The 26,043-nt window shown below is 61.2% G+C and carries 19 protein-coding genes; 7 read left to right on the top strand and 12 right to left on the bottom strand.

All coding sequences use genetic code 11. The features are described from left to right. Positions 1-9 precede the first annotated feature (9 nt). Positions 10-1,548: a long-chain-fatty-acid--CoA ligase gene (locus tag ACJ8PN_RS16935; RefSeq protein ID WP_442535102.1), complete on the bottom strand. Its 1,539-nt coding sequence runs from the start codon at positions 1,546-1,548 to the stop codon at positions 10-12. 134 nt (positions 1,549-1,682) lie between these two features. Here ACJ8PN_RS16935 and ACJ8PN_RS16930 point away from each other — a divergent pair, with 134 nt between their 5' ends. Further along, positions 1,683-2,252 carry a DJ-1/PfpI family protein gene (locus tag ACJ8PN_RS16930; protein WP_004937978.1) on the top strand — a complete coding sequence of 190 codons (570 nt, stop codon included), beginning with the start codon at positions 1,683-1,685 and terminating at the stop codon, positions 2,250-2,252. 7 nt (positions 2,253-2,259) lie between these two features. Here the strand turns inward: ACJ8PN_RS16930 and ACJ8PN_RS16925 are convergent, their stop codons facing one another. From ACJ8PN_RS16925 to ACJ8PN_RS16905, 5 genes are all read right to left on the bottom strand, one after another. Continuing rightward, positions 2,260-2,613: a DUF1493 family protein gene (locus ACJ8PN_RS16925; RefSeq protein ID WP_004937980.1), complete on the bottom strand. Its 354-nt coding sequence runs from the start codon at positions 2,611-2,613 to the stop codon at positions 2,260-2,262. Between the two features lie 155 nt (positions 2,614-2,768). After that, positions 2,769-4,211 (bottom strand): efflux transporter outer membrane subunit, encoded by a 1,443-nt coding sequence (locus ACJ8PN_RS16920; protein WP_442535101.1) that lies wholly within the window; start codon positions 4,209-4,211, stop codon positions 2,769-2,771. Position 4,212: 1 nt separating this feature from the next. Further along, positions 4,213-7,350, bottom strand: a complete 3,138-nt coding sequence (locus ACJ8PN_RS16915; protein ID WP_442535100.1) for an efflux RND transporter permease subunit — start codon at positions 7,348-7,350, stop codon at positions 4,213-4,215. Between the two features lies 1 nt (position 7,351). After that, the gene (locus ACJ8PN_RS16910) at positions 7,352-8,494 is read right to left on the bottom strand and encodes an efflux RND transporter periplasmic adaptor subunit (protein ID WP_411260735.1); all 1,143 of its coding nucleotides are present in this window, start codon (positions 8,492-8,494) and stop codon (positions 7,352-7,354) included. Between the two features lie 124 nt (positions 8,495-8,618). After that, a complete protein-coding gene (locus ACJ8PN_RS16905) occupies positions 8,619-9,755 on the bottom strand; it encodes an MFS transporter (RefSeq protein WP_411260736.1) in 1,137 nt (378 codons plus the stop codon). 343 nt (positions 9,756-10,098) lie between these two features. Here ACJ8PN_RS16905 and ACJ8PN_RS16900 point away from each other — a divergent pair, with 343 nt between their 5' ends. Beyond that, the gene (locus tag ACJ8PN_RS16900) at positions 10,099-11,148 is read left to right on the top strand and encodes a DAPG hydrolase family protein (RefSeq protein ID WP_060559688.1); all 1,050 of its coding nucleotides are present in this window, start codon (positions 10,099-10,101) and stop codon (positions 11,146-11,148) included. 92 nt (positions 11,149-11,240) lie between these two features. Here the strand turns inward: ACJ8PN_RS16900 and ACJ8PN_RS16895 are convergent, their stop codons facing one another. From ACJ8PN_RS16895 to ACJ8PN_RS16885, 3 genes are all read right to left on the bottom strand, one after another. After that, positions 11,241-11,987, bottom strand: coding sequence for an IclR family transcriptional regulator (locus ACJ8PN_RS16895; RefSeq protein WP_004938000.1), 747 nt, complete (start codon positions 11,985-11,987; stop codon positions 11,241-11,243). A gap of 247 nt (positions 11,988-12,234) precedes the next feature. Next, positions 12,235-12,915, bottom strand: a complete 681-nt coding sequence (locus tag ACJ8PN_RS16890) for a class I SAM-dependent methyltransferase (protein ID WP_156865996.1) — start codon at positions 12,913-12,915, stop codon at positions 12,235-12,237. Between the two features lie 76 nt (positions 12,916-12,991). Next, positions 12,992-14,131 carry an agmatine deiminase family protein gene (locus tag ACJ8PN_RS16885; protein WP_442535099.1) on the bottom strand — a complete coding sequence of 380 codons (1,140 nt, stop codon included), beginning with the start codon at positions 14,129-14,131 and terminating at the stop codon, positions 12,992-12,994. A 143-nt stretch (positions 14,132-14,274) separates the two neighbouring features. Between ACJ8PN_RS16885 and ACJ8PN_RS16880 the strand changes: the two genes are divergently transcribed. The 3 genes from ACJ8PN_RS16880 (at position 14,275) to ACJ8PN_RS16870 (ending at position 19,471) form a co-directional block, all read left to right on the top strand. Beyond that, positions 14,275-15,138: a LysR substrate-binding domain-containing protein gene (locus ACJ8PN_RS16880; protein ID WP_442535098.1), complete on the top strand. Its 864-nt coding sequence runs from the start codon at positions 14,275-14,277 to the stop codon at positions 15,136-15,138. A gap of 162 nt (positions 15,139-15,300) precedes the next feature. Continuing rightward, positions 15,301-16,974 (top strand): gamma-glutamyltransferase, encoded by a 1,674-nt coding sequence (ggt, locus tag ACJ8PN_RS16875; RefSeq protein WP_442535097.1) that lies wholly within the window; start codon positions 15,301-15,303, stop codon positions 16,972-16,974. Positions 16,975-17,176: 202 nt separating this feature from the next. Continuing rightward, complete coding sequence (locus tag ACJ8PN_RS16870) at positions 17,177-19,471, top strand: FdhF/YdeP family oxidoreductase (protein WP_351108511.1); 2,295 nt, start codon at positions 17,177-17,179, stop codon at positions 19,469-19,471. A gap of 47 nt (positions 19,472-19,518) precedes the next feature. On the opposite strand, the gene ACJ8PN_RS16865 is transcribed toward ACJ8PN_RS16870, so the two are convergent. From ACJ8PN_RS16865 to ACJ8PN_RS16855, 3 genes are all read right to left on the bottom strand, one after another. Further along, positions 19,519-20,289 (bottom strand): DeoR/GlpR family DNA-binding transcription regulator, encoded by a 771-nt coding sequence (locus tag ACJ8PN_RS16865; protein WP_004938020.1) that lies wholly within the window; start codon positions 20,287-20,289, stop codon positions 19,519-19,521. Positions 20,290-20,402: 113 nt separating this feature from the next. Continuing rightward, complete coding sequence (locus ACJ8PN_RS16860) at positions 20,403-21,626, bottom strand: FAD-dependent oxidoreductase (protein ID WP_351108514.1); 1,224 nt, start codon at positions 21,624-21,626, stop codon at positions 20,403-20,405. Further along, positions 21,616-23,019 (bottom strand): NAD(P)/FAD-dependent oxidoreductase, encoded by a 1,404-nt coding sequence (locus ACJ8PN_RS16855; protein ID WP_351108517.1) that lies wholly within the window; start codon positions 23,017-23,019, stop codon positions 21,616-21,618. The genes ACJ8PN_RS16860 and ACJ8PN_RS16855 overlap by 11 nt, the downstream gene beginning before the upstream one ends. A gap of 258 nt (positions 23,020-23,277) precedes the next feature. Here ACJ8PN_RS16855 and ACJ8PN_RS16850 point away from each other — a divergent pair, with 258 nt between their 5' ends. Continuing rightward, positions 23,278-24,738 carry an FGGY-family carbohydrate kinase gene (locus ACJ8PN_RS16850; protein WP_346595294.1) on the top strand — a complete coding sequence of 487 codons (1,461 nt, stop codon included), beginning with the start codon at positions 23,278-23,280 and terminating at the stop codon, positions 24,736-24,738. After that, a complete protein-coding gene (eutH, locus tag ACJ8PN_RS16845; protein ID WP_049188926.1) occupies positions 24,731-25,963 on the top strand; it encodes an ethanolamine utilization protein EutH in 1,233 nt (410 codons plus the stop codon). Before ACJ8PN_RS16850 ends, eutH begins: the two co-directional genes overlap by 8 nt. Positions 25,964-26,043 lie beyond the last annotated feature (80 nt).

Below are 26,043 nucleotides of genomic sequence, written 5' to 3'. Positions count from 1 at the left end.
GGATTTTCCTCAGCGCAAACAGCGCTTCAACACCTTACCGGTACTGGTCATCGGCAAACGCTCGACGAACTCGACGATGCGCGGATACTTGTATGCCGCCAGCCTCTCCCGGCTCCAGGCGATCAGCGCCTCTTCCTCGATCGGCTCCTCCGTCTCTTTCAACACCACCACCGCTTTGATCTCTTCACCCAGCGAAGGATGCTCGACACCGATCACTGCCACCAACGACACCGCCGGATGGCGAATCAGCGCCTCTTCAATCTCGCGCGGATAGACGTTGAACCCGCCGCGAATGATCATGTCCTTGGCCCGATCGACGATGAAATAGAAGCCGTCGGCATCGCGGCGCGCCAGATCGCCGGTGCGGAACCAGCCGTTTTCCAGCACTTCCGCCGTCGCCTCGGGACGGTTCAGATAGCCTTTCATGATGTTGTAGCCGCGCACCGCGATCTCTCCCACCTGATCGACACCGTCGATCGGTTGCCCGGTGACGTCGAGCAAACGAACCTCCACGCCCCAGATCGGTTGGCCGATGGAGCCGGGTTTGGTCACGCGGTGCGGATGATTAAAGGTGGCGACCGGGCTGGTTTCCGACAGCCCATACCCTTCGAGAATGTTGACGCCGAAGCGGCGCGAGAAATCCTCCAGGATCTGCACCGGCAGGCTGGCCCCGCCGGACACCGCCATACGCAGCGTGCTGCGCAGGCGCTCGATATCCGTATGCTCATCCAGCGCATTCAACAACGCCCAATACATGGTCGGCACGCCGGCAAAAAAGGTAATGCCGTGCCGCTGCATCAGCGCGATGGCCTGCGCGGCGTCGAAGCGTTCGACCAGCACCAGGGTGGCGGCGGCGGAAAATCCGGCATTCATTTGCACCGTCGAACCAAACGTGTGGAACAGCGGCAACGTTACCAGATGGCGATCGGGATCCGTTTCCGAGCCGTCGAACAGCCGCACCGATCCCAGCGCGTTAAGCACCAGGTTGGCGTGGGTCAACTCCGCCCCTTTGGCGCGGCCGGTGGTGCCGCTGGTATACAGCACCACCGCCGTGTCGCTTTCGAGCGTCGCGGCCGAAGCGAACTCGGTGGCCTGTGCGGCTATCGCCGCGCTGAAACGTTCGCCTTCGAGCGGCAGCCGATCGCCGATGATAAACACCTCACGGCATTGCTCCGCCTTCGCCGCCGCCTGCAGCGCCTCTTCCCCCAACGGCAGGCCGCTGCTGCCTTCGAAGCAAAACAACGCCACCGCCGCCGAGTCCGCCAGGTAATAGTCGAATTCTGCGCTCTTAAGCAGAATATTGAGCGGCACCACCACCGCGCCGCTTTTGAGAATGGCGTAATAGATAGCCGGAAACTCCGGCCGATTGGGGCAGGCCAGCGCCACCCGTTCACCGGGCTGCACGCCGCGCGCGACCAGTAAATTCGCCACCCGGTTGGCCATTTCATTCAGCGCCCGATAGCTGAGCGGTATATCGTCCTGTATCACCGCCGGCCGTTCCGGCCAGGTGCGCGCACTTTCTTCAAGCAAGGTAGCCAGATTCAGCATCGGGGATCCTCCCTGGGGTTGAGCGGCGAGAAAGCGCCGCAGTATCACGAGTATAGATAGGCGCTTTGCGGTTCGCATTCCCAGGGGCGCTGGGCTATACCTTAGGCATTCCCCCTCCTGCAGGAGTTGTGATCATGAGCAAGAAAAAAATCCTGATGCTGGTCGGCGACTACGCCGAAGATTATGAAACCATGGTGCCGTTTCAGGCATTGCAGATGATCGGCCATTGGGTGGACGCCGTGTGCCCCGGCAAAGCCGTCGGCGACTATATTCAGACCGCGATCCACGATTTTGACGGCGCGCAGACCTACAGCGAGAAACCCGGCCACCGTTTCACCCTGAACGCCGACTTCGCCGCCGCCAAAGAAGAGCACTACGATGCGCTCTTGATCCCCGGCGGTCGGGCGCCGGAATACCTGCGTCTGAACCCCGACGTGATCGCGCTGGTACAGGCGTTTGACGCCGCGAAAAAACCGATCGCCGCCGTTTGCCACGGCCCGCAGCTGCTGGCGGCGGCCGGAGTGTTGAAAGGCCGCACCTGCAGCGCCTACCCGGCCTGCGCGCCGGAGGTGCGGCTCGGCGGCGGTCATTATGCCGAGATCGGCATCGATCAGGCGCACGTCGACGGCAATCTGGTCACCGCCCCGGCCTGGCCGGCGCATCCGCAGTGGCTGGCGAAGTTCGCTGAGGTATTGGAGCAGTAATGCGGCGCTAACGGAGCTGCTCGATCAGAAAATGGATGTCGTACAGCCAGCGTTTGGCGCGCGCGGAGCGCACCAGCATAGACACGCACAGCGGCCGAGTGTGCTCTTTACAGGCGGAGGGAGAAAACCAGCGCCCGGTATTGCTCGGCGGCTGGAAATACAGCTCGTGGTTATAGTTGCCGCTGTCGACGCCGAAGGTGTCGAAGTAGCGGCGCATCAGCGTGTTGGAGTCGCTGAACGACAGATTGAGCACGGTGTTAATCTCGGTTTCCGGGGTGATGGCCACGCCCTTCTGCAGCCGCCCTGATGCGTTGAAGGCGGCGATAAGCGCAATGACCTGTTGCTGAATGTCTTCTGCCATGACGACCTCGAGCCGATATGAAGAAAAAGTGAGTGCGATTACCTGTCTGACTCTGCCCGCCGCGGCGAGTTCGGGCCGCCGCGCGGGTTTTCCGTTTCTTTACACTTTCCATAAAAAACGCGCGCAGCCAAACGCCCGGCGCGCGCGGTCGAAGGTTAGCGGCTGAGCGTCGTCTTGTCGGCGATGACGCCATCCCCCTGCCGCTCGGCGGCAACCCCGCCGCCCAACACTTTATACAGGGTCGCCTGATTATCGTACGCCGTCTGCTGCGCGGCGATCAGCGACTGCTGCGCCGTATACAGCGTGCGCTGCGCGTCCAGCACGGTCAGATAGCTGTCCACGCCCTGGCGGTAGCGCAGTTCGGCCAGACGATAATATTGCTGCGCCGCCCCCACATAGCCGGTTTGCGCCGCCAGCTGTTCCCGCAGCGTGGCTTTGCGCGCCAGCGCGTCGGCGGTTTCCTGAAATGCCGTCTGCACCGCTTTCTCATAGGTGGCGACATACAGATCTCTCTGCGCTTTGCTGTAGTTCAGTTGCGAAGTGTTATAGCCGCCGCTGAAAATCGGCAGGCTGATGCTCGGGGCGAATGACCAAACGCCCGCGCCATGGCTGAACAGCGACGAGAGTTCACCGCTGCCTACCCCGCCGCTGGCGGTCAGGCTGATCGACGGGAAGAACGCCGCCCGCGCCGAGCCAATATTGGCGTTGGCGGATTTCAGGTTATGCTCCGCCTGCAGCACGTCCGGCCGCGTCAGCAGCACCTGCGAAGAAACCCCGGCCGGCAGGTCACGCATGATCCCGCCCAGCGCGTCGATGCCGCCGGGCAGCAGGTTTTCCGGCACGCTTTGCCCCACCGCTAAATCCAGCGCGTTTTTCGCCTGCGCGGCGTTGGTCGCATAGCTGGCGGCGTCCGATCGCGCCTGCTGATAAACGGTCTCCGCCGACGCCACGTCGACCTGCGACGAGATGCCGTGCTGCTGGTTTTTGCGCGTCACCTCCAGCGACCGTTTGGCGCTTTCCATCGTCTGCTGCGCCACCGCCAGATTGCTGCGCTCGGCCGCCACTGCCACCCAGTCGGTGACGATGTCGGCGATCAACGTCAGGCGGGTGCTTTTCGCCGCCTCCGAGTTCGCCAGATAGGTTTCGAACGCCGCCCGCGACAGGCTGGCATTTTTGCCGAACAGATCCAGCTCAAAGGCGCTGACGCCGGCCTGCGCTTCGTAACTCTGGCTGATGGCGGTGGCATTGCCGTTGCCGGTCAGCGAACGCCCGCGACTGCCGTCTGCGGTGGCGTTGATCGTCGGCAACAGCGCTGCCCGCTGCTCACCGTACAGCGCGCGCGCCGAGGCGATATTGGCGATCGCCTCGCGCAGATCGCGGCTGCTGCTCAGCCCCATCGCCACCACCTGGCGCAGCCTGGCGTCCTGCACATAGTCGCGCCAGGCGACGTCCGGGTAGCTCAACGCCTGCTTGCCGGCGGCCTCGCCCTGCGGCAGGTTGGCGGGCACCGGCGCCGCCGGGCGCTGGTAGTGCGGATCCAGCGACAGACACCCGCCCAGCAGCAGCGGTAAAGTTAACATCATGACTCGTTGCAACACGTTATTCTCCTGCCTGCGACGGCGAGTTGGCGGGCCGACGGGTAAACATGCGGCGCACCAGCACATAAAACAGCGGGACGAAAAAGATCGCCAATGCGGTGGCGGTAAGGGTGCCGCCGATAATGCCGGTACCGATGGCGATGCGGCTGTTGGCGCCGGCGCCGCTGGATACCGCCAGCGGCAGCACCCCGGCGGTAAACGCCAGCGAGGTCATCAGGATCGGCCGCAGGCGCATGCGCGCCGCGTGAACCGCCGCGCCAATCAGCGTTTCACCGCGCTGGTGCATTTCCTCGGCGAACTCGACGATCAGAATGGCGTTTTTTGCCGACAAACCGACGATGGTCAGCAGCGCCACCTGGAAGTAGATATCGTTCTCCAGCCCGCGCAGCGTGATCGCAAGCAGCGAACCGACGATGCCCATCGGCACCACCAACATCACCGCAAACGGAATCGACCAGCTCTCATACAGCGCCGCCAGGCACAGGAACACCACGATGAGCGAAATGGCGTACAGCGACGATGCCTGGCCGCTGGTCAGCCGCTCCTGATAGGAGAGCCCGCTCCAGGAATAGCTGCTGCCGGCGGAGAACTTCGCCGCCAGTTTCTCCATCTCGCTCATCGCCGTGCCGGAACTGACGCCGGCGGCGCCCTGCCCGGTGATCTCGAACGACGACAGCCCGTTATAGCGCGACAGGTTTTCCGGCCCGTAGATCCAGTGCGAGGACGCAAAGGCGGAGAACGGCGTCATGCTGCTGTCGCCCGCCGCGTTGGTGCCGCGCACAAACCATTTGTCGAGATCTTCCGGCTTGGCGCGATACGCTATGTCGCCCTGCATATAGACTTTTTTCACCCGGTTGCGATCGATAAAGTCGTTGATGTAGGTGCTGCCGAACGCGCTGCTGAGCGTGCTGTTGACGTCGCCGGCGCTCAGGCCGAGCGCCTGCAGTTTGCCGCTGTCGATCTCCACCTGCAGCTGCGGCGTGTCCGGCAAGGTGTTGGCGCGCACCGCCAACAGCGACGGATTGCCGGCGGCGGCGGCGACGATCTGATCGCGCATCGCCTGCAGTTCGGCGCGGGTGGTCGCCCCTTTGGCCTGCAGTTCGAAGGTGAAGCCGTCGGACTGGCCGAAGCCGTCGATCGCCGGCGGGCTCATGGAGAACACCTGGGCGTCGCGCAGCGAGGCGAAATGCGCCATGGCGCGCTTGGCGATGGCGTCGGCGGTGTTTTCACTGCCGCCGCGTTGGCTCCAGTCTTTGAGGCTGACGAACGCCATGCCGGCGTTTTGCCCGCTGCCGCTGAAACCGAAGCCGTTGATGGTGAAAATAGTGCTGACGTTGGCCTTTTCCTGCTCGAGGAAATAGGCGGTGACCGCCTCGCTCACCGCCGAGGTGCGGGCATTGGTGGCGCCGGCCGGCAAGGTGTACTGCACCATCACCGAACCCTGATCCTCATTGGGCAGGAAACCGGTCGGCAGACGCAGATACATCACGGCGGTGGCGATCAGCAGCAGGCCGTACAGCAGCAGATAGCGCGTCGGCCGGTGGATCACCCCGCCGACCTTGTCGGCGTACTTCTCCTGCAGCCGGTTATAACCGCGGTTGAATTTACCCAGCAGCCCTTTGTCGGTCTGTTCTTCATGCGACGCTTTCAGCAGCGTGGCGCACAGCGCCGGCGCCAGCGTCAACGCCAGCACCACCGACAGCACCATCGAGGAGACGACGGTGATCGAGAACTGGCGGTAGATCACCCCGGTGGAACCACCGAAGAACGCCATCGGCAGAAACACCGCCGACAGCACCAGCGCGATGCCGACCAGTGCGCCGGTGATTTCGCGCATCGATTTCTCCGTCGCCTCACGCGGCGGCAGCTTATCTTCACGCATCACGCGTTCGACGTTTTCCACCACCACGATGGCGTCGTCCACCAACAGCCCGATCGCCAATACCATGCCGAACAGCGCCAGGGTATTGATCGAGTAGCCGAACGCCGCCAGCACGCCGAAGGTGCCCAGCAACACCACCGGCACGGTGATGGTCGGGATCAGCGTGGTGCGCAGGTTTTGCAGGAACACGAACATCACCACCACTACCAGGACCACCGCTTCGAACAGCGTTTTCACCACCTCCTCGATCGAGATGTTGATGAAGTCGGTGCTGTCTTTCGGGTAGGCCACCTTATAACCCTGCGGCATCGCGCTTTGGTATTCCGCCACCTTGGCCTTTACCAGCTTGGCGGTGTTGAGGGCGTTGGCGCCCGCCGCCAGCTTGACCGCGATCCCCGCCGCCGGGTGGCCGTTGAGGTGCGCGCTGGCGGAGTAGTCTTCGTTGCCCAGTTCAACCCGCGCCACGTCGCCCAGCCGCACCAGCGCACCGCTGCTGTCGCTTTTCAGGATGATATTGCGGAACTGTTCCGGCGTTTGCAGCCGCGACTGCGCCTTCACCGTGGCGGTCAGCTGCTGGTCGGCGGCGGCCGGCAGATCGCCTACCTTGCCGGCGGACACCTGGGTGTTTTGCGCCTCGATCGCCGTCTGCACGTCAGAAGGCATCAGCGCATAGCTCGCCAGCCTGGTCGGATCCAGCCAGATGCGCATCGCGTATTCCGAGCCGAATACCTGCACGTCCCCCACGCCCTCGATGCGCGACAGCGGATCCTGCAGGTTGCTGACCAGATAGTCGGAAATGTCGGCCATCGTCGCCTTGTCGGTCTCGTCATACAGCCCGACGATCAGCAGAAAGCTGCTCTGGGATTTCTTGACCGTCACGCCTTGGGCGGTGACCGCACTCGGCAAGCGGCTTTCCGCCTGCTGAACTTTGTTTTGCACCTGCACCTGCGCGATATCCGGATCGGTACCCTGATCAAAGGTGACGTCGATGCTGACCGAGCCGCTGGAGCTGCTGGTCGAAGAGAAATACAGCAGGCCATCCAGCCCGGTGAGCTGCTGCTCTATCACCTGGGTGACGCTGTTTTCCAGCGTTTCCGCGTCCGCGCCCGGGTAGGTGGCGGAGATGGAAATCTGGGGCGGTGACACGTCCGGGTACTGCGAGATGGGCAACGAATTGATCGACATCAGGCCGCACAGCATGATGATGATGGCGATCACCCAGGCGAACACCGGCCGCCGGATAAAGAACTGCGCCATATCACTGCTCCCCGCGTTGGTTTTTGTCGACCGAGACTTCAACCGGCTTCACTGCGGCGCCGATCGTCACCTTGCTGGTGCCTTCGACGATCAGGCGATCGCCTTCGTTCAGCCCGCTGCCGATCAGCCAGTTGCTGCCCACCACCCGTTCGGCGCTGACGGTGCGCTGCGCCACTTTGTTTTGCTCGTCCACCACCAACGCGGTGGCTTCGCCCTTGGCGTTGCGAGTGATGCCCTGCTGCGGCGCCAGAATGGCTTTGGGATCGACGCCGTTATCCACCGTGGCATGGACATACATGCCGGGCAACAGCTCATGTTCGGGGTTGGGGAACACCGCGCGTAGCGTGACCGAACCGGTGGCCTCATCCACCGCCACCTCGGTCAACTCCAGCTTGCCGGCGTGGGCATAAGACGTGCCGTCCTCCAGCTTGATGGCGACCGGCGTGACCGCGCCACGCTGTAACGCCGCCTGCTGGCGCCGCAGTTTAAGCAGCTGGGCGCTGGACTGGGTCAGATCGACATAGATCGGATCTAACGCGCGGATGGTGGCCAAGGCATCGGTCTGGCCGGCGGTGACCAGCGCGCCCGGCGTCACCGACGAGATACCGATGCGCCCGGCGATCGGCGCACGCACCTGGGTATAGCCGAGATTGATGCGCGCCGTCTCCAGCGCCGCCTGATACTGCGCCACCGACGCCACGGCCTGCAGATACGCGGCTTTGGCGTCGTCTGCGTCCTGTTTGGAAACGCCGTTTTCTTTCACCAGCACCGCATAGCGCTGCGATTTGAGCCGGGTGGATTGCACCGTAGCCTGGGCGTTTTTCAACTGGGCGGCGGCCTGATCGTAGCTGGCCTGATAGCTGGCGGGGTCAATTTGATACAATACCTGCCCGGCTTTCACCTCGGTCCCTTCGGTAAACAGCCGCTGCTTGATGATGCCGTCGACCTGCGGCCTCACGTCGGAGGTCATGGTGGCGTTGACCCGGCCGGTCAACTCGCTGTTCAGGGTCACTGACTGGCCGCGCAGCGTGACCACGCCGACCTCCCGCTCACCGCCTGCGCCCGCCGGCGCGCCGGCGTTTTGTCCGTCGCAGCCGGCCAGCAACAGCGACAGCCCCAGCGCTAAAAGCGTTTTCCTCTGCATTGCAATACGATCCTATTGAGAATGACTATTCTCAATATATCGAATGCCGCAATGCGCTTCTGAAAGGGTTGCGTAAGGATTGCGTAAAATCTTTTCGGGCTGGAAAACGCGCAGCGCGGTGGGTTTACCCTAATCTGCGCGCAAGCGTCAGCGCCAAAACCGTGGCGATGCTGATACCCGCCGCTCCCAGGAAAACGGCGGATGAACTGCCGGGAATGAACGCCATAAAGGATGACAAGAACTGGCCGGAGAAAATCGCCATCGATAAATAGGCCAGATTTCGCCCCCGGGAGCGGGGGGAGCTTTGTTCTACGGTCATATGATTAACCAACGGCACCGAGAAGCCGAACCCGCATCCCATCAGAATGCCGCCGGCAACAAATGCCGCAGTGCCGTGCGCAGAGGCGAAGAGCAGATGCGCTGCGGCATAACAGACAAACGCCGCGCCAAGCGCGCCGTTTTCTCTGAGTAAAGCCACCAACCTGGGCATCAGCGCGGCGGCAAAAACGGCGATAAGCGAGATAAACGACAGGAAGTATCCCGTTTGCGCCGCCCCGATATTCATGTGGTGGAAATGCTGCGGGATGACAATGATCCCGGTGAAGAAACAGATCATGGAAAGCACAGCGGAAAAATAGACCGCTGTTAATCTGCCGGCGCCGGTGGAAATGGCATCACCGCGCTGAACGTTGTCTGATTCGCCCACATCGGACTGAGGTTTGGGCACAAACAGCAACTGCATCGCCAGCAACACCCAGGCGACAAGATACAACAGGAAGGGCCAGCGCCAGCCGAGTGTCGCCAACAGCCCGCCGATAAACAGAAAGATGACGCCGCCCAGCTCGATCGACATGCCTTGCGAAGCGATCATTTTCAAGCGCGCCTGCCCACTGTAAAAAGCAGAAATCAGACCGGTGCCGGCTGACATCACGATCGCCGTTGCGCCGCCAAGCAGCAGGCGGTCGAGCATCACCGGCCAAAAGCCGCGAAGCAACAGCCCTCCCGCCCCAAGCAGGCCATACAACAGCAGCCCCCAGCTGAGCGCCGCGTAAGCGCCCGCCTTGTCAATAAAACGTCCGGCGAAGGGGCCAAATATCACCACGCCCAACGACGGCACGGTGACCAGCCAACTGGCCGCGGAAGGCGTGCCCAACTGGCTCGCGATCTCCGTCAAACCGGGAACGATCACGCAACCGACCATGATCGTCAGACAGGCCACGGCCAAGAGCGTAAACGCCGCCATTTTTCTTAATTCACGCATAGAGTGCCTCACCAAATATCCGATATACGGATATAGTATCCATAATACGGACGATATTCTTGAGGCTTCTGCCCAACATGTCAACGTGCAAACTGTAAACCGAATGTCAACCCTACCCTGCCAACGTCGGCAACCCCCCAGTTATTACCTGCAATGGCTGGCAGGCGCTTTTTGGCAATCCATGCGCTTTGTCACTCAATGAGCGTTGACATCGCCCACATCCGGCAACAGAATAATGACCACTATTTGGATAAATTATCCATCATACGGATATATCAGAATCAATATCAACCACACCACATCTCGCTGCCGTCAAGTCGGCGACAACCTAAGTGAGGATCTCATGAGTAAAGAAATTTCACGTCGTAATATCATCAAGCGCATTCCGCTGTTGGCTGGCGGCGCCTTGCTTTCTCAATCCCTGCTGTCTTCCGCCATGGCGGCACCATCATCCGCCCTACCGGCGGCGGCGCGGAAAGGCGCGTTTACTGATGCGGGCGCATCGCTCGATAAGTCATTGATTTCCTACTATCAGGTGCCGATGCAGAAACGCTTGAAGATCAATGAGAAAGGCATTCAGGGCAAGCCCTACGCCGAGTTCTTCGACAGCAATCTGGATGCGCCCGTAGAGATGATCCGCGCGCTGGAACAGGGGCCGTTGGCAAAAGAACACATTCTTCAACCCACGAAAGCGGGCCTGAAAACCCTATTGGAACGTTTTGACGAGTTTCCGGTATCGGGTTACGCCGTCGTTGAGGATGGCGGTCCCTGCGCGTATGCGCAAAGCCGCCATATTTTTCCGGGCGTGACCACGGAGATGTTCAAGTGGTGGTTCTGCTGGCACCCGATCGAGAGCGAACGCTATTATCTGTGGTTCCCGCATGCTCATATCCACAACTCGGTTGTCGATCCCAAGCGTCTGGCGGATACCCGTCTGTCCTACGCTGAGCGGCTGTACGGCAACCCGAACCACATTACCGAGTACATTGGCGATAACTATCTTGACGGCGTTATCCATTTTAATGCGCCGGAAAGCTTCGGCGTCGAGAGCGAGTTGCTCAAAAAGCATCGCTTTACCTTTAACGCCAGCGGCATCATCACGCCTTATGATGCGCAATCAACGCCGCTGGTGTTGATGATTCATCTGGGGCGCGACACGCCGCAAGGGATGGAAATGGTCAACCGTTACTGGATCGGCACGCATGAATCCTGGGATAGATTCGATAAGTTCCCGGACGGCGGAAAACGCTCCCGCGAATACATCACAAAAGCGGGGATGACGAAAGCGTCGCTGGAAGGCTTTGCTTATGAAATGGCCGTCCACGATATGACGGAGTTTTCTTCGCTCGGCCGTTTCCTGCCTGAAATTTATGCCCGGTTCGGCAACAGCTGACTGCCGCCTTCCCCTCGCCAACGCAGCGCCGGGGGCGAGGCATGCTTGCCCATGCGGCGTTTAGCGTCTGCCGGGCCAAACGCCCCGGCTTGTTATGCCAGCATCGCCTCGATTTCCGCTTTGCACTGCATCAGCGAACCGAGCAGATGGTCAAACTTTTCCTCGAAGCGCATGGCCGGAACCGCAATGGATATGGCGTAAAGCTCGTTGACGCCGATATTGAGATAAACGCCGACGCCACAGACGCCGCGAGCGTGCTCTTCGCGATCGATGGCGTAACGACGGATCCTGGTTTCCCGAATGTCCTCCAGTACGGATGAGACGGTTCTGAGGGTATTATCCGTTCTGACATCCGGCTGGCCGCCAAGCAGATCCGCAATCTTTTCGTCAGGCAGCTCGGCCAGAATGGCTTTGCCATGCGCCGTGCAGTGACACGGAAAGGCGGTGCCAACGGCTGATACGACGCGAAGTTCCTGATCGGAAACAAACTGGCCTACCGATACCGCGTGGCTGCCGCGGTAAACGCACAAATCGACGGTTTCACGCGTGCGGCGGCCCAGCGTTTCCATCGCCGGTTTTGCAAGGGTGATCACATCCGTATGCGCGGAAGCCGCCAGGCGGGCGAGCGCCGGCCCTAATTGAACGCCGCCGCTGCCCATGATGAGCAGCTGTTGCGATTCAAGCGAGGTGACCAAACGGTGTACGGTGGTGCGTGGCAGCCCCGTTTCCCGGGACAATTGAGAGATGGTCATGCCCTTCGGTTGAGTTTCCAGCGCCCGCAGCAGGGTGGCGGCCCGGGCAATCACCTGTGAGCCGCTATTATCCGCGTCATTACTCATCGTGATGTTCCACATTGAATGGGGTCAGGGACGAAAGAATATCACAGGTTGTCCACATATTGGATAGGTGGACAAGATCCATGGAAAATCCCCCGCCTACCTGCCTCATCACAGATACCAGGATTTTTTAGAGCAACACCGTGAGATAAAAGCAATAGCTCCCCCCATGATATTCAGGATGGCAGTCTGCCCATGTTTCATCATCGCGCAGGCGCCTACGCCAACAGCCTCGCGTACCTACGGTTTTTTACGGCTTCGCCAATCTGAACACCGTTTTGGTGTGCCAATAGTAGTCGATCGCCGCCGCGATATTCGGCATCCAACCGTCCGGCTCATAGGGCACGAAGCCGGAAAAACCCAGCCTGCGGGCAGAGACCTGGAACCCCGCGCCGGAGAAAATGCGCGCATAGTCGTCCAGCGAGCGATCCTGCACCACGGTATGCGTCTGTTCAGCGACCCTTGCGCGCCATTGCGGCCACAGCGGGTTGTCGGTGTGGCAACCGGTCACCGCATAGTAAACGCCGCCCGGTTTCAGCGCCCGCAGCATATCGGCGGCATGCTGCGCGATATCTTCGATCAGGTAGATGACTTCATGGCTGAAGGCGATATCGAAATGGTCATCCCAGCCTGTCAGCCGCGTGTCGGTTTGATAATCGATCGGCAGGTTTCCTTTCAGGCGATTGGCGTGTTCGACGGACTGGCGGGCGATATCGACGCCGAGCCCTTCACGAAATGGCCGGATTTGGTGCAACAGACGCAGAAAACCGCCCTGATTGCAGCCGAAGTCCAGCACCCTGACGCCGGACAGTTCGTGTTCCGGCACCAGAGTTAGCAGATGCCGCCAGATAGGTGCATGGCCTTCGGCCATGGCCTGCTCTGCGTGCGGATCGCGATACCAGGTGGGAATGCTCAAGGGTGAGTCGTTCATGATGGCCTCCTTATGTTTCCACTCAGCCAACCACAGCCTATGGCGACAAACAACCGTGCGCGCATTTTTTGAACATTCACTGCTCTGGCTTGCCATGCACCGGCAGCTGGCTGGTCACGCAGTGAATGCCGCCGCCGCCGGCCGCGATGGCGTCGATCTCCAACTGCACCACCTTGCGCTGCGGATAGAGCGCCGACAGTAGCGTAAATGCCGCCTTATCCGCCTGCGGGTCGCCAAATTCAGGGGCGATCACCGCGCCGTTGATGACGAAATAGTTGATGTAGCCCGCCGCAAAGTCCGGATTGTTACGGCTGAAACGGCTGTCGCGCGGCGCCAGCGGCGGCGAAAGCGTATGCACCTGCAGCTTGCGGCCGTCGGCGTCGGTCGCTGCCTTGAGGATCGCCAGATGCGCCTGGGTAACCGCATGATCATAAGAGGCCGGATCGGTGTCCAGGTTGGCCACCACCACGCCCGGCCGCACGAAACGGGCATAAAAATCGACGTGGGCGTCGGTGATGTCCCGGCCTTTAATGCCCGGCAGCCAGATAATTTTGCGCAGGCCGAGCATCGCCTTCAGCTCCTGCTCCACCCGATCGCGGTTCCAGCCTGGATTACGGTTTGCATTCACCCAACTGCTCTCGGTCATGATGCCGGTGCCGCGCCCATCCACCTCAATACCGCCGCCTTCGCCTACCAGCGCGCTGCGGCGCGGCTGAGCGACGCCGTATTTTTTGGCGGCGAACGCCGCCAGACGCGCATCCCTGGCATGCCGCTGCTTATCGCCCCAGCCGTTGAAGTTGAAATCCACCGCGCCCAGCGCACCGGCGTCGTTGACGACGAAATTGGCGCCAATGTCACGCATCCAGATGTCATCCAGCTCGGTGACGACATAGCTGACGTTCTGACTGCCGCAGGTGGCCTCCGCCAGCTGCCGTTCGTGCGCGCGGCAAAATACCGTCAGCGGCTGAAACTCGGCGATGGCGCGGGCGATGCGCCCCTGCGCTGCCTGCACGTCCGCCGTGAACCCGCCCCAAATCACACGCTGTGCGCCGAAGGCGAGAAACGCCCGCAGCTGAGGTTCCCCTTCGTCGGGCATCCGCCAGGCCGGATTAAGCGCAGCTTCTGCGTGACCGCGTAATGGAAAGCCCAACGATGCCGTCAAGCCGACGCCGGCCACCGCCGAAAGCTGCTTGATAAAGGTGCGACGCGTTGACATAAACAACCTCTTTTAATTAATTTAAATTCAAATAGTTAGCCGAGATCTTTACGCTCCGGCACTTGAATCTCATACTAGTCTTCCCTCGCCACCGCGACAAACGATATATTTAGCGGATATCTGATTAGACAGGCTTATCGATAATGTTAAAACACTGGCCCCCCTTGAGCGCCCTGCGCGGTTTCGAAGCGGCGGCGCGCCTGGGTAGTTTTCATCAGGCCGCCGAAGAATTGCACCTGACCCAGTCGGCCATCAGCCAACAGATCCGCAGCCTCGAGGCGTTTTTGGAACAGCCGCTGTTCTTCCGCACCGGCCGCAGCGTAACGCTGACCGACGCCGGCCACGATCTGTTCAGCACCGCGCAGGTGATGCTGCAACAATTGGCCGTCGGCATTCGCCGTTTGGATCAGTACCGCAAACCCAACCAGCTGATCGTCAACACGACGCCGGCCTTTGCCCGCCACTGGCTGACGCCGCGGCTGGGCGAGTTCAACCAGCGGCATCCGCAGATCGATCTGTGGCTGTTCACCAGCTTCGAGCCACCGGATATGGCGACGGACAGCATCGATCTGGCGATCCGCGACGATCTCAGCGCGCAGGCGGACTGCACCTTTAACGTTCTCTGTACCGACCGGCTCTATCCCGCCTGCCACCCCAGCCTGCTGGCGTTGGCGCCGGAGCAGCGCGTGACCTTGCACGGCGAACGCGAGATGGACTGGAGCCACTGGACGGTGGCGGGCGGCGCGCACGTCGGCCAACGCGACAGCGGGCTGAACTTCTCCGATCCTGGTCTGCTGCTGGACGCCGCCTGCAACGGCCTCGGCATCGCGTTGGTCAGTCAGCTGCTGGCGCAACACGCGCGTGAGGCCGGGTTGCTGCACCCGTTAACCGAGCAACGCGTGCGCGGCGCCAACTGGGCGTGGCTGCTGCATCGCGACAGCGAACACAATCCGCTCGCCCGTCACTTCTGCCAATGGCTGCAGTCGGCATTGCCCGCCGGCGCATAACGCGTCACGTCACGATTTGCTACTCTGGTCAGGCGACCCCGCCTGACCGCTGCTACCTTCAATAAAGCGCCGCAACAGCCCGAAGAAAACGCGCTAACCTGCTGTTTAAAAAATAATTAGTTGAATTCACCTGATAACTGAACATCGCTAAAAGGATCTTCTATGTCTGCCGGTTTATTGAAAACGATAGCGCTGAGCGTGGCCCTTGCCTGCACCGTTCCCGCCGCCTTTGCCGCCGATCTGACCGCCGGCGCGGTCGCCGCCCCGGATCAGTATGGCGCCAAGGTCGCCGCGCACATTCTGCAGGCCGGCGGCAACGCGGTCGACGCGGCGGTCGCCACCGCCTTTACCCTCGCGGTGACCTACCCTGAAGCCGGCAATATCGGCGGCGGCGGCTTTATGACGCTGTATGTCGACGGCAAGCCCTATTTTCTCGACTACCGCGAAGTGGCACCCAAGGCCGCCGGCAAGACCATGTATCTGAACGAGAAAGGCGAAGTGATCGAAAATCTCAGCCTGGTGGGCAGCCGCGCCGCCGGCGTGCCGGGCACCGTGCTGGGGTTGTGGGAAGCCCACAAGCGTTTCGGCAAGCTGCCGTGGGCCGAACTGCTGACGCCGGCGATCGGCTACGCCCGGCAAGGTTTCACCGTAGCGGATCAGCAGTATCAGTACCGTGAAGACGCCAACAAGCTGTTCGCCGGTAAAACCAACTTCGGCGACTATTTCGGCGCCATGAAGCCCGGCACGGTGTTCAAACAGCCGGAGCTGGCCGCCACCCTTGAGCGCATCGCCAAATCGGGCGCCGACGATTTTTATCACGGCGAAACTGCCCGCCTGCTGGTGGCGCAAATGCAGCGCGACAACGGGCTGATCGGCGCGGCGGATCTGGCCGACTACCGGGTGAAATGGCGTGAACCGATGCGCATCAGCTGGCGCGGCAACACCGTGTATACCGCCCCGCTGCCCAGCTCCGGCGGCATCGCGCTGGCGCAGCTGCTGGGGATAAAAGAAGATCGCGCCGCCGACTTCAAGGGCGTGCCGCTGAACTCGGCGCGCTATATCCACCTGTTGGCGGAGATCGAAAAACGCGTGTTCGCCGATCGCGCCGACTACCTCGGCGATCCGGATTTCACTAACGTGCCGGAAGCGCAGTTGATCGCCCCTGATTACCTGCAAAAACGCGCCGCCGAGATCAATCCGCAGGCGATCTCACCGACCGAGCAGGTACGGCCGGGGCTGGAAACCCACCAAACCACCCATTTCTCGATCGTCGATGCCGCCGGCAACGCCGTCAGCAATACCTATACGCTGAACTGGGACTTCGGCAGCGGCGTGGTGGTCAAAGGCGCCGGCTTCCTGCTCAACGACGAGATGGACGACTTCAGCGCCAAACCGGGCGTCGCCAATGCCTTTGGCGTGGTGGGCAGCGACGCCAACGCCATTGAGCCGGGCAAACGCATGCTCTCCTCGATGAGCCCGACCATCATCACCCGCGACGGCGACGTCACCCTGGTGATCGGCACCCCGGGCGGTTCGCGCATCTTCACCTCGATCTTCCAGGTGATCAACAACCTCTACGATTACCACCTGCCGCTGGCGCAGGCGGTCGCCGCCCAGCGCGTACACCATCAGCTGTTGCCGAAGGACACCGTCTACTATGACAGCTTTGCGCCGCTGACCGGCAAACCGGCGGACGAGCTGAAGGCCATGGGCTACACCCTCGAAAACCAGGGCTGGAACATGGGGGATATTCAGGTCATCCGCATCGATGGCCGCACGCCGGAAACCGCGTCCGATCCGCGCGGCCGCGGCGTGGGCCTGGTGGTGAAAAAGTAACGCCCCTGCGGCCCGCCTCAGGTTAGACGGGCCGCTACTTCCCCGCATTGACTGCCGCTGCGCCCTTTCTTACTCATCTATACTGAAGCGACAGGCTCGCGTTTGACGACGGCGTCTGCCTTCCTTCTTAGACGATAACGACAATATTAATTTTAAATCAATCACCTGCATTTATCGTAAGCGGTGTCGGAGGCAATCAACAATGGCGAAAAGACGAGCAGTACCCGGTGTCCATCCCTACGATGGGCCCGCCGGCGGTTGGGGCGCGCTGAAAGCGACGGCCATCGCCGTGCGCACACAGATGGATACCCTGGAAGCGCCGGTGACGCTGATGCGTACCAACCAGCCCGACGGGTTTGACTGCCCGGGATGTGCGTGGCCGGATAAAGAGCATCGCTCCACCTTTCAGTTTTGCGAAAACGGCGCCAAAGCCGTGACCTGGGAAGCGACCAGCAAGCGCGTGACCCCCGAATTCCTGGCGCAAAATACCGTGACCTCACTGCTGCAAAAAACCGATTATCAGTTGGAGGACTACGGCCGTCTGACCACGCCCCTGTTTTATGACGCCGGGACGGACACCCTGCGCCCGCTGGCCTGGGACGAGGCGTTCCAACGCATCGCCGCCGTCTTGCAGACGCTGCCGCCGGAACAGGTGGAATTTTATACCTCCGGCCGGGCGTCCAATGAAGCGGCCTACCTGTTCCAGCTGTTTGCGCGTGAATTTGGCAGCAATAACTTTCCCGACTGCTCCAACATGTGCCATGAGCCGACCAGCGTTGGCCTGCCGCAGTCGATCGGCATCGGCAAAGGCACTGTCTCGCTGGACGACTTTGACAGCGCGGAGCTGATTATTTCCATCGGGCACAACCCGGGCACCAACCACCCGCGCATGATGGGCACGCTGCATGAGCTGGCGCGCAAAAAAGTGCCGATCATTGTGTTTAACCCGCTGCGCGAGCGGGCGCTCGAACGTTTCACCGATCCGCAAAACGTCATCGAAATGGCGACCTACAGTTCGACCCCGATCGCTTCAACCTACTATCAGGTCAAAGCCGGCGGCGATGCCGCGGCGCTCAAAGGCATCGCCAAAGCGTTGCTGCAGTTGGATGATGAGCATGGCAATGCGCTGGATCACGCCTTTATTGCTGAGCACACTGAAGGGTTTACGGCTTTCGACGCCGATCTGCGGGCCACCCGTTGGGAAGCCATTGAGGCGGAAAGCGGTCTGACGCGTCAGGATCTGGAACAGGTCGCCGCCGCTTACGCGAAATCCAACGCCACCATCGTGACCTACGGCATGGGCATTACGCAGCACAATAAAGGGACGGCCAACGTGCGCCTGATCGCTGACCTGCTGCTGCTGCGCGGCAACATTGGCAAACCGGGCGCCGGCATTTGCCCGCTGCGCGGCCACTCTAACGTGCAGGGCAACCGCACCGTCGGCATCACCGAAAAACCCTCGGCCGAATTTTTGGCGAAGCTGGAAACGGTGTTTGGCTTCACGCCGCCCAAAGCCCACGGTCACGATGCCGTGAAATGCATGCAGGCGATGATCGACGGCGCTTCGAAAGCGTTGATTTGCCTGGGCGGCAACTTCGCCGTGGCGCTGCCGGACCCCGAGCAGAGCTTCCCGGCGATGAAAGCGCTGGAGTTAAGCGTGCATATCGGCACCAAACTCAATCGCAGCCATCTGTTGGTGGCGAAAGAAACTCTCATTCTGCCCTGCCTGGGCCGTACCGAGCTGGACCTGCAGGCCGGCGGACGGCAATCGGTGACGGTGGAGGATTCGATGTCGATGGTGCATGCCTCGTCCGGCAAATTAAAACCGGCGTCGGAACTCCTGCGTTCGGAACCCGCCATTGTGGCCGGCATGGCCAAAGCGGTGATGCCCGCCAGCAAGGTGCCCTGGGATGAGTTGGTCGAGGATTACGACGTGATCCGCGATCTGATCGAAAAAACCATACCGGGCTTCGACGATTACAACGCGCGCATTCGCCAACCCGGCGGTTTTCGCATGCCATTGCCGCCGACAGAACGCCAGTGGCCGACGGCGACGGGCAAAGCGATGTTTTCGGTGTTCAGCGGGTTGCACGAAGACCAGATTGCGGCGGAACAAGATACGCTGCGGCTGATCACCCTGCGCAGCCACGATCAGTACAACACCACCATCTATGCCCTGGATGACCGCTATCGCGGGGTTTTCGGCCGGCGCGACGTACTGTTTATGAATGACAGCGATATGCAACGTTTGGGGCTGGAGCATGGCGACGTGGTCGACCTGGAAACGGCGCTGCCCGGCAGCACCCAGCGCCTGGAAGGCATCACGGTGATCGCCTACAACATCTCGGCCGGATCGGTCGGCGCCTACTACCCGGAAGCCAACGTGCTGGTGCCGCTGCATTACATCGATGAGGAGAGCGGTACGCCTTCGTACAAATCGGTGCCAATCCGCGTGAAGCTGAGATCCAAAGAGGTGCGCGCGGTCGATATCGCCTGACGGAAACGGTTTGAGCCTTTCTCCACATGGAGAAAGGCTTCTCCCCTTTATACCTGCGCCACCAACACATTGACGTTGGCGGGGAAAACCAATCCTTCCAATGCATTACCGCTGTCGGAGGTCACCAGATAATCGACCTCGGGCCATTTGGCCACCAGCGTCATCGCATGCCCGCGCAGCTTGTTTTCGTCGGCCAGCACAATGCACTTGCGGCTCTGCGCAATCATTTTGCGCGCGATGGCCGCCTCATTGACGTTTTGATCCATCACCCCGGTCTGCACATTAACCGCACCGGCGCCGATAATGGCGTAATCGGCGAAAAACGCTTCGATATTATTCAACGCGATCGCGCCCAGGCACGCCATTTTGGAGTCGATGAACTGCCCGCCGATCAGCACCACGTCGATGGAGTCATTTTCCAGACAGACGTTGGCGATCAGCGGCGAGTTGGTGATGACCGTCAACTGATCCACCGTCGCCAACTGCCGAGCGAACTCCAGCGTGGTGGAGCCGAAATCCACGAACACCGTATCGCCCGGTTGGATCAGCGTCACCGCTTTCTCCGCGATGGCGCGCTTCTCAGCCTCGGCGATTTTGGCCCGCTCATTGAATTCATGCTCGAACTTGAACTGGCTGCTGACCGCGCCACCGTGGATCTTCTTGATCAGCCGATAGTCTTCCAGCTTGTTCAGATCGCGCCGAATGGTTTCCTGCGAAACCTGGAATTTATCCGCCAGCTCATTCACGTAAACCCGGCCATTGGCCTGGATCAGCGCCAGTATTTCATTGCGCCTTTCCACGGAATTAGAGATATCCATTCACATTACACTCGCTGCCTTAAGTAAGAGTGACTGCTTCCGCCGAGACTCGCGGCGTTAACTGACGGAATACTACGGGTTTCAGGGCGTTAGACGCAAGCCGTAGCCGCCGTTCATCCGGCGGGTTCGATGCTGATGTGCAGCGCGTCACGCTCGCCGCCGGGCGGCAAGGCGATGTTGCGCAGCAGGATCCGCCGTTCCGGCAGGCAGCGATGCGTTTTGCGGTACAGCACTTTCTCCCCCAGCCGCACCACCACCGAACCGGACACCGGCTGTTCCACGCGCATATTGATCGTGACCGAGGTGGGCTTGCCGATCAGCGCCACGTTGGCAGGCGCGGTCAGGCGGATCCGCTCGTCATGCCGCACCGGCAGGATTTGCCGCGCCGGCGGCAGCGTGCGCTGCAGCGAACGGGCAACGGCTTCGCCGACGTGCAGCCCTTCCTGATAACACTGGTCGCCCATGTCTGCCGGGTGCAGCATGTTACCGACGGCGAAATAGGCGGCGTCGGAACAGCGGCCGAACTGATCGGTCAGCGGGCAGCCGCTCTCCGGCCGCTGCGCCAGGTGGCTCTGGCGGATCAGCGTATACTCCCCGGTGAAGCGGCCGGTGAAGATCAGGCTGTCGCAGGCGATGCGCCGTTTCTCTCCCTGGCGATTCTCCACCTCGATGGATTCGACCCGATCGCGGCCGGCAATGTCGGTCACCCGCGAATAGTAGTGGATCGGCACCCCCATCAGGCGCGCATAGAGCGCGCTCAGCCGCCAGGCGACGGGCCTGCCGCCGCTTTCAATCATGGCGACGGCGCGCACGCCGGCGTTGCGCAGCGTCCACAGCGCGGAGAAGCTGACCAGCTCGGTGCCGACCACCACCGGCGCCTTGCCCGGCTGCAGCCTGCGCAAATAGACGAACTGCTGCAGCGCGCCGGCGGTCAGCACGCCCTGTGGCCGCAGGCCGCTCACCAGGCGCGGATGACGCGGCGTCTCGCGCACGCCGGTCGCCAGGATCACCCGCTGCGCTTTCAAGGTGCTGACGCCACGGCGGTCCGTGATGGTCAGCTCACCGTCTGGTTTGATGGCGAGCACCGTCACGCCGGTGCGGATCTCTACCTGCCCGGCGCGCGCCAGTATCTTATCAACATAGGTGGACCCCAGCATCGGCCGGTAAAAAGTCTGCAGCCCGAAGGTGGGATGTCGGCAGTGCCTGGGCACGCCGCCCGCCTGTTGTTCCCGCTCCAGGATCACCACATCCTCGATACCCGCCTGCCGCAGCGCGGTCGCCGCCGCAATCCCGGCCGGCCCTGCGCCGACAATCGCCACCTGATACTCAGTTTTCATCAATGCTCCCTACGGCCAGCGTTTGGCCAAAACGATCGCCCACCATTTCCGCCACCCGGCTGCTGCAATAGAAACCGTTGCAGCGCCCCATCATCACGCGCGTGCGGCGCCGCAGCCCGCCGATGCATTCCGGCGGCACGGCGGAATCGAACGCCGCCTCTATCTCCCGCTGGGTCACCAGCTCACAATGGCAAACGATGCCGCCGTTGTCCGGGCGCGCATAATCGCGCAGCGCATAGTCGGCAAGCATCGGCATCTGCGGCCAATGCACGGTCTGCGGCGTTGTCGGCGTGAAGCACGGCGTAAACTGGTCGCGATAGAGCTGTTCCACATATTGCGCGATGCCGAGCGCCGCCGTCAGGCCGGTGGAGCGAATGCCCGCCACGCAGATCCACTGCCGGTCGGGATAGTGCTGGATGCGGTAGTGTTTCTGTTCGGTCGCCGGGCGTAATCCGGCATAGCTGGCGGTCACGCTGTAATTCGCCAGCGTGGGCAGCAGCCGGGTGCCCTGTTCGATCAGCTCGCGCATTTTGGTTTCGTCCACCGTCGCCGTCTCGCGGTCCTGTTGTTCTTCGGCGGTCGGCCCGAGCAGCAAATTGCCAAAGATGGTTTTCGACAGCAGCACCCCTTTGGTGATCGCCGTCGGCACCGGCAAGATGATGGCGTTGACCTGACCGGCGGCGGCCTTGTCAAACACCAGGAACTGCCCTTTGCGCGGGCGGATTTCAAACTCGGGCTGATGGCAGAAACTTTCTACCCGGTCGCCCTGATTGCCGGCGCAGTTGATGACGATTTTGCCGTGAAACTCGCCCCGGTTGCTGGTTAGCCGCCAGCCGGTCGACAAGCGTTCGGCACCGGTCACCTCGGTATTGAAGCGATAGTCGCCGCCGTGTTTGACGCCTTGCGTCAGGTACGCCAGCGGCGTGCTCCAGGGATCGATCACGCTCTCTCCCGGTACCTCTACCGCCGCCAACGCGCCGGGCGCCAGCCGCGGCTCACGGCGATACAGCTCGGCGGCGTCGATCTGCGCCACGTCCAGCACGCCGTTGTCATGCGCCTGCTGCACGATCGCGGGCAGCGCCGCCAGCTGCTGCTCGTCCCACGCCACCACCAACGCGCCGGTAGGCAACAGCGGCAAATTCATCCGTTCACGGATGGCGACAAACTCCCGGTAGCCGGCCTGCATGCAATGCAGTTCCAGGCTGCCGCTCGGCGCATCGAAGCCGGTATGCAGCAGCGCGCTGTTGGCTTTGCTGGCGCCGGACAGGATATCGCCCCCCTTTTCCAACAGCAGCGTACGGGCGCCCATCAGGCAGAATTTGCGGAATACCGCACACCCGACCACACCGCCGCCAATCACGACAATGTCCCACTCCGTTTGTTCTTCCATCATGCTGATGTCCCGTTTTGATGTGATAACCACAATAAAACCACACAATAACCGCATTTGAAATGGTAAAAACAACACAACTCCCAAAAAAAGGCCGCAGAAGGCGGTGATAAGCAAAAAGTATGAGGTCGATCACGCGGGGTTATTTTATCTTGTGATTTATGTTGCTTTAATGTGTGAAATTGAAGATAGATTATTAAAACAGTCACACAAACAACACCAGGCACAATAAAAAAACAAAACCTATAAGAGAGCGAAGCAATGATGAATCAACGTTATGCCGCGATTGATCAGGGAACCACCGGCACCCGGGTCGTGGTGTTCGGCGAAGACGGCAGGCACCATTCGCCGGCCAGCATGCCGCACAAGCAGATCACCCCCAATCCGGGCTGGGTGGAACACGACGCCCTGGAGATTTTGGCGAATATCCGCCGCTGTCTCAGCCAGTGCGACATGGTGGATGCCATCGGTTTAGGGCATCAGGGCGAAAGCCTGCTGGCCTGGGACGCCGACAGCGGCCTGCCGCTGTACAACGCCATCGTTTGGCAAGATCAGCGCACCGAGCCGGAGATCCAGCGCCTGAAACGCGAAGGCGTCGAGCCGCTGGTGATGGCGAAAACCGGCCTGCCGCTCGATACCTACTTCTCCGCCAGCAAGATGGGCTGGCTGATGAACAACGCGCCGGGGGCCAGGCAGCTGGCGCAACGCGGCCGCCTGCGGCTCGGCACCATGGACGCTTTCTTCCTGTTCCACCTGTGCGGCCGGCACCTCACCGACTATAACTCGGCCTCGCGCACCTCGTTGTTCAACATTCATACCCTGCAGTGGGACGAGGAGCTGTGCCGTTTGTTCGGCGTACCGATCGACAGCCTGCCCGAGGTCAGAGACAACATCGGCCACTTCGGCGACGTCGCGCTCAACGGCAAGCCGGTGCCGCTGACGGCCTGCATCGTCGATCAGTTTGCCGGCACTTACGGCCACGGCTGCCATCAGCCGGGGCAGATGAAGATCACCTTCGGTACCGGCGCCTTTTTACAGGCGATCACCGGGCCGCGCCCGATCGACGCCGGCGAGTCCGGCCTGTTGCCCACGCTGTGCTGGAAGCTGCCCGGCAGCGAGCCGGTGTATGGCCTGGACGGCGGCGTTTATAACGCGGCCTCCGCCATTAACTGGGCGAGAAAGATAGGCCTGTTCAACGATTTCGATGAATTCGGCGATTTTCCGGCCCAGCCGGCCATCGCGCGCGGCCTGGCCTTTGTGCCCGCGCTCTCTGGGCTGGCCTGCCCGTACTGGGATCGCTCCGCCGCCGGAATGTGGGCCGGCCTGTCGCTGGAAACCGAGCGCAAGGATCTGCTGCAGTCGATCCTCGAAGGCATCGCCATGCGTTCCGCCGAGGTGATCAACGCCATGGATAAACTGAAACCGATCGGCGACAGCATTTCGGTGGACGGCGGTCTGTCCGCCAACCGTTACTTCACGCAGTTTCTCGCCAACCTGATCCAAAAGCGCATCGTCTCTCCCGCCAATAAGGAGATCACCGCCCAGGGCGTTGCGCTGCTGGCGCGTAAAGGATTGGGGATGGAACATCCGCTCAAGGTGCTCAGCCGCTATGAAGTGACGGAACCCGCCGAGGTCGATATGAGGGTCTGGTTTACCCGCTATCAGGAAATCATCGCGCGCTCGCGCGGCTTACGTTCACCGCAGGAGGAACACCATGGCTGAGTTCGGTAATGTCATCATCTATATCATCATGGCCGGCACCCTGATCGGCGCGTTGGCGTCGATCGTCAAGCCGGAAGGCGAGCTGGGGCGTGAGTTCGTCAACGGCATTCATGCCATCGGCCCGGTGTTTCTCGCCCAGGCGGGCATCATGGCCGCGATCCCGATCATCTCTTACCTGATCATGTACAGCATCGGCCCCTTCTTCTCGGCGCTCGGCTCCGACGCCTCGATCGCGGCGCTGGCGGTGATCGCCGTGGACATGGGCGGCTACCAGTTGGCCGACGCCATCGCCGCCAACCGCGATATGTGGATCGTCGCCATGCTGGTGGGTTACACCTCCGGCGCCAGCATCGTCTACCTGATCCCGGTCGGGCTTATCATGCTGAACCGCGACGACCATAAATATCTGGCGTTAGGGGCCATGGCGGGCTTGATCAGCATTCCGTTTGCGGTGCTGATCGCCCTGGTGACCATCACCTTCAACAACCTGCCGGTCAGGGAGATCATCTCCACCACCTCGCCCGCCGCGCACTATCTGCAGCTGGACTTGCTGCAGGCGCTGCGGCTGCTGTCGCCGCTGTTCGCCCTGTGCTTCCTGTTGGCGCTGGGGCTGAAGCTGCGGCCGGCGGCGATGGTGAAAGGGTTCCTGATCTTCGGCAAGGCGGCGGATGCCTTTATCAAGCTGGTATTGGCGTTATGCATCATCGAACATTTCACCGGCGTGTTTAAAAAGGTATTCGGCGGCTGGGTGTTCGATCCGTTATTTGCCGACAAAGACGAATTATTCCGCGCTATCGAGATTGCCGGTTATATCGGCATTATGTTGGCGGGCACATTCCCCATTTGTTATTTATTCCAGCGCTATTGCCGCAAGCCGATGCATTTCATCGGTAAAAAGCTCGGTTTATCGGATACCGGCGCGCTGGGCTTTATTATGGTATTGGCCAATATCATCGCCGTTTATCACCTGTTCAAAGGCATGCGGGCGCGCGATAAGGTGCTGTGCGTGGCCTTCGGCATCTGCGCGCAGGCCACGTTGGGCGATCACCTGGCGTTTACCGCCAACTTCCAACCTTCGCTGGTGTTGCCGATCATGATGGGCAAATTCCTCGGCGGCATGATCGCCGTGCTGATCGCCATAAAAATTTCGGTGCCGGAGGCTGAATTGCTGGAAAAAGAACAGACGCAAAGGCAATCGACGGCCATCGCCGCCGCCGCTCGCTGAATTTATCCCTAAGCCATAAAAATAAACGGGGCGCCGCCTCACGGGGAAGCTGCGCCCTTTTTTCGTCCCTGACAACAATT

Origin of the sequence: Serratia sp. CY76391, from assembly GCF_052166695.1 — a bacterium.
Lineage (GTDB): Bacteria > Pseudomonadota > Gammaproteobacteria > Enterobacterales > Enterobacteriaceae > Serratia > Serratia nematodiphila.
This window is presented reverse-complemented; position numbering and strand designations above follow the sequence as displayed.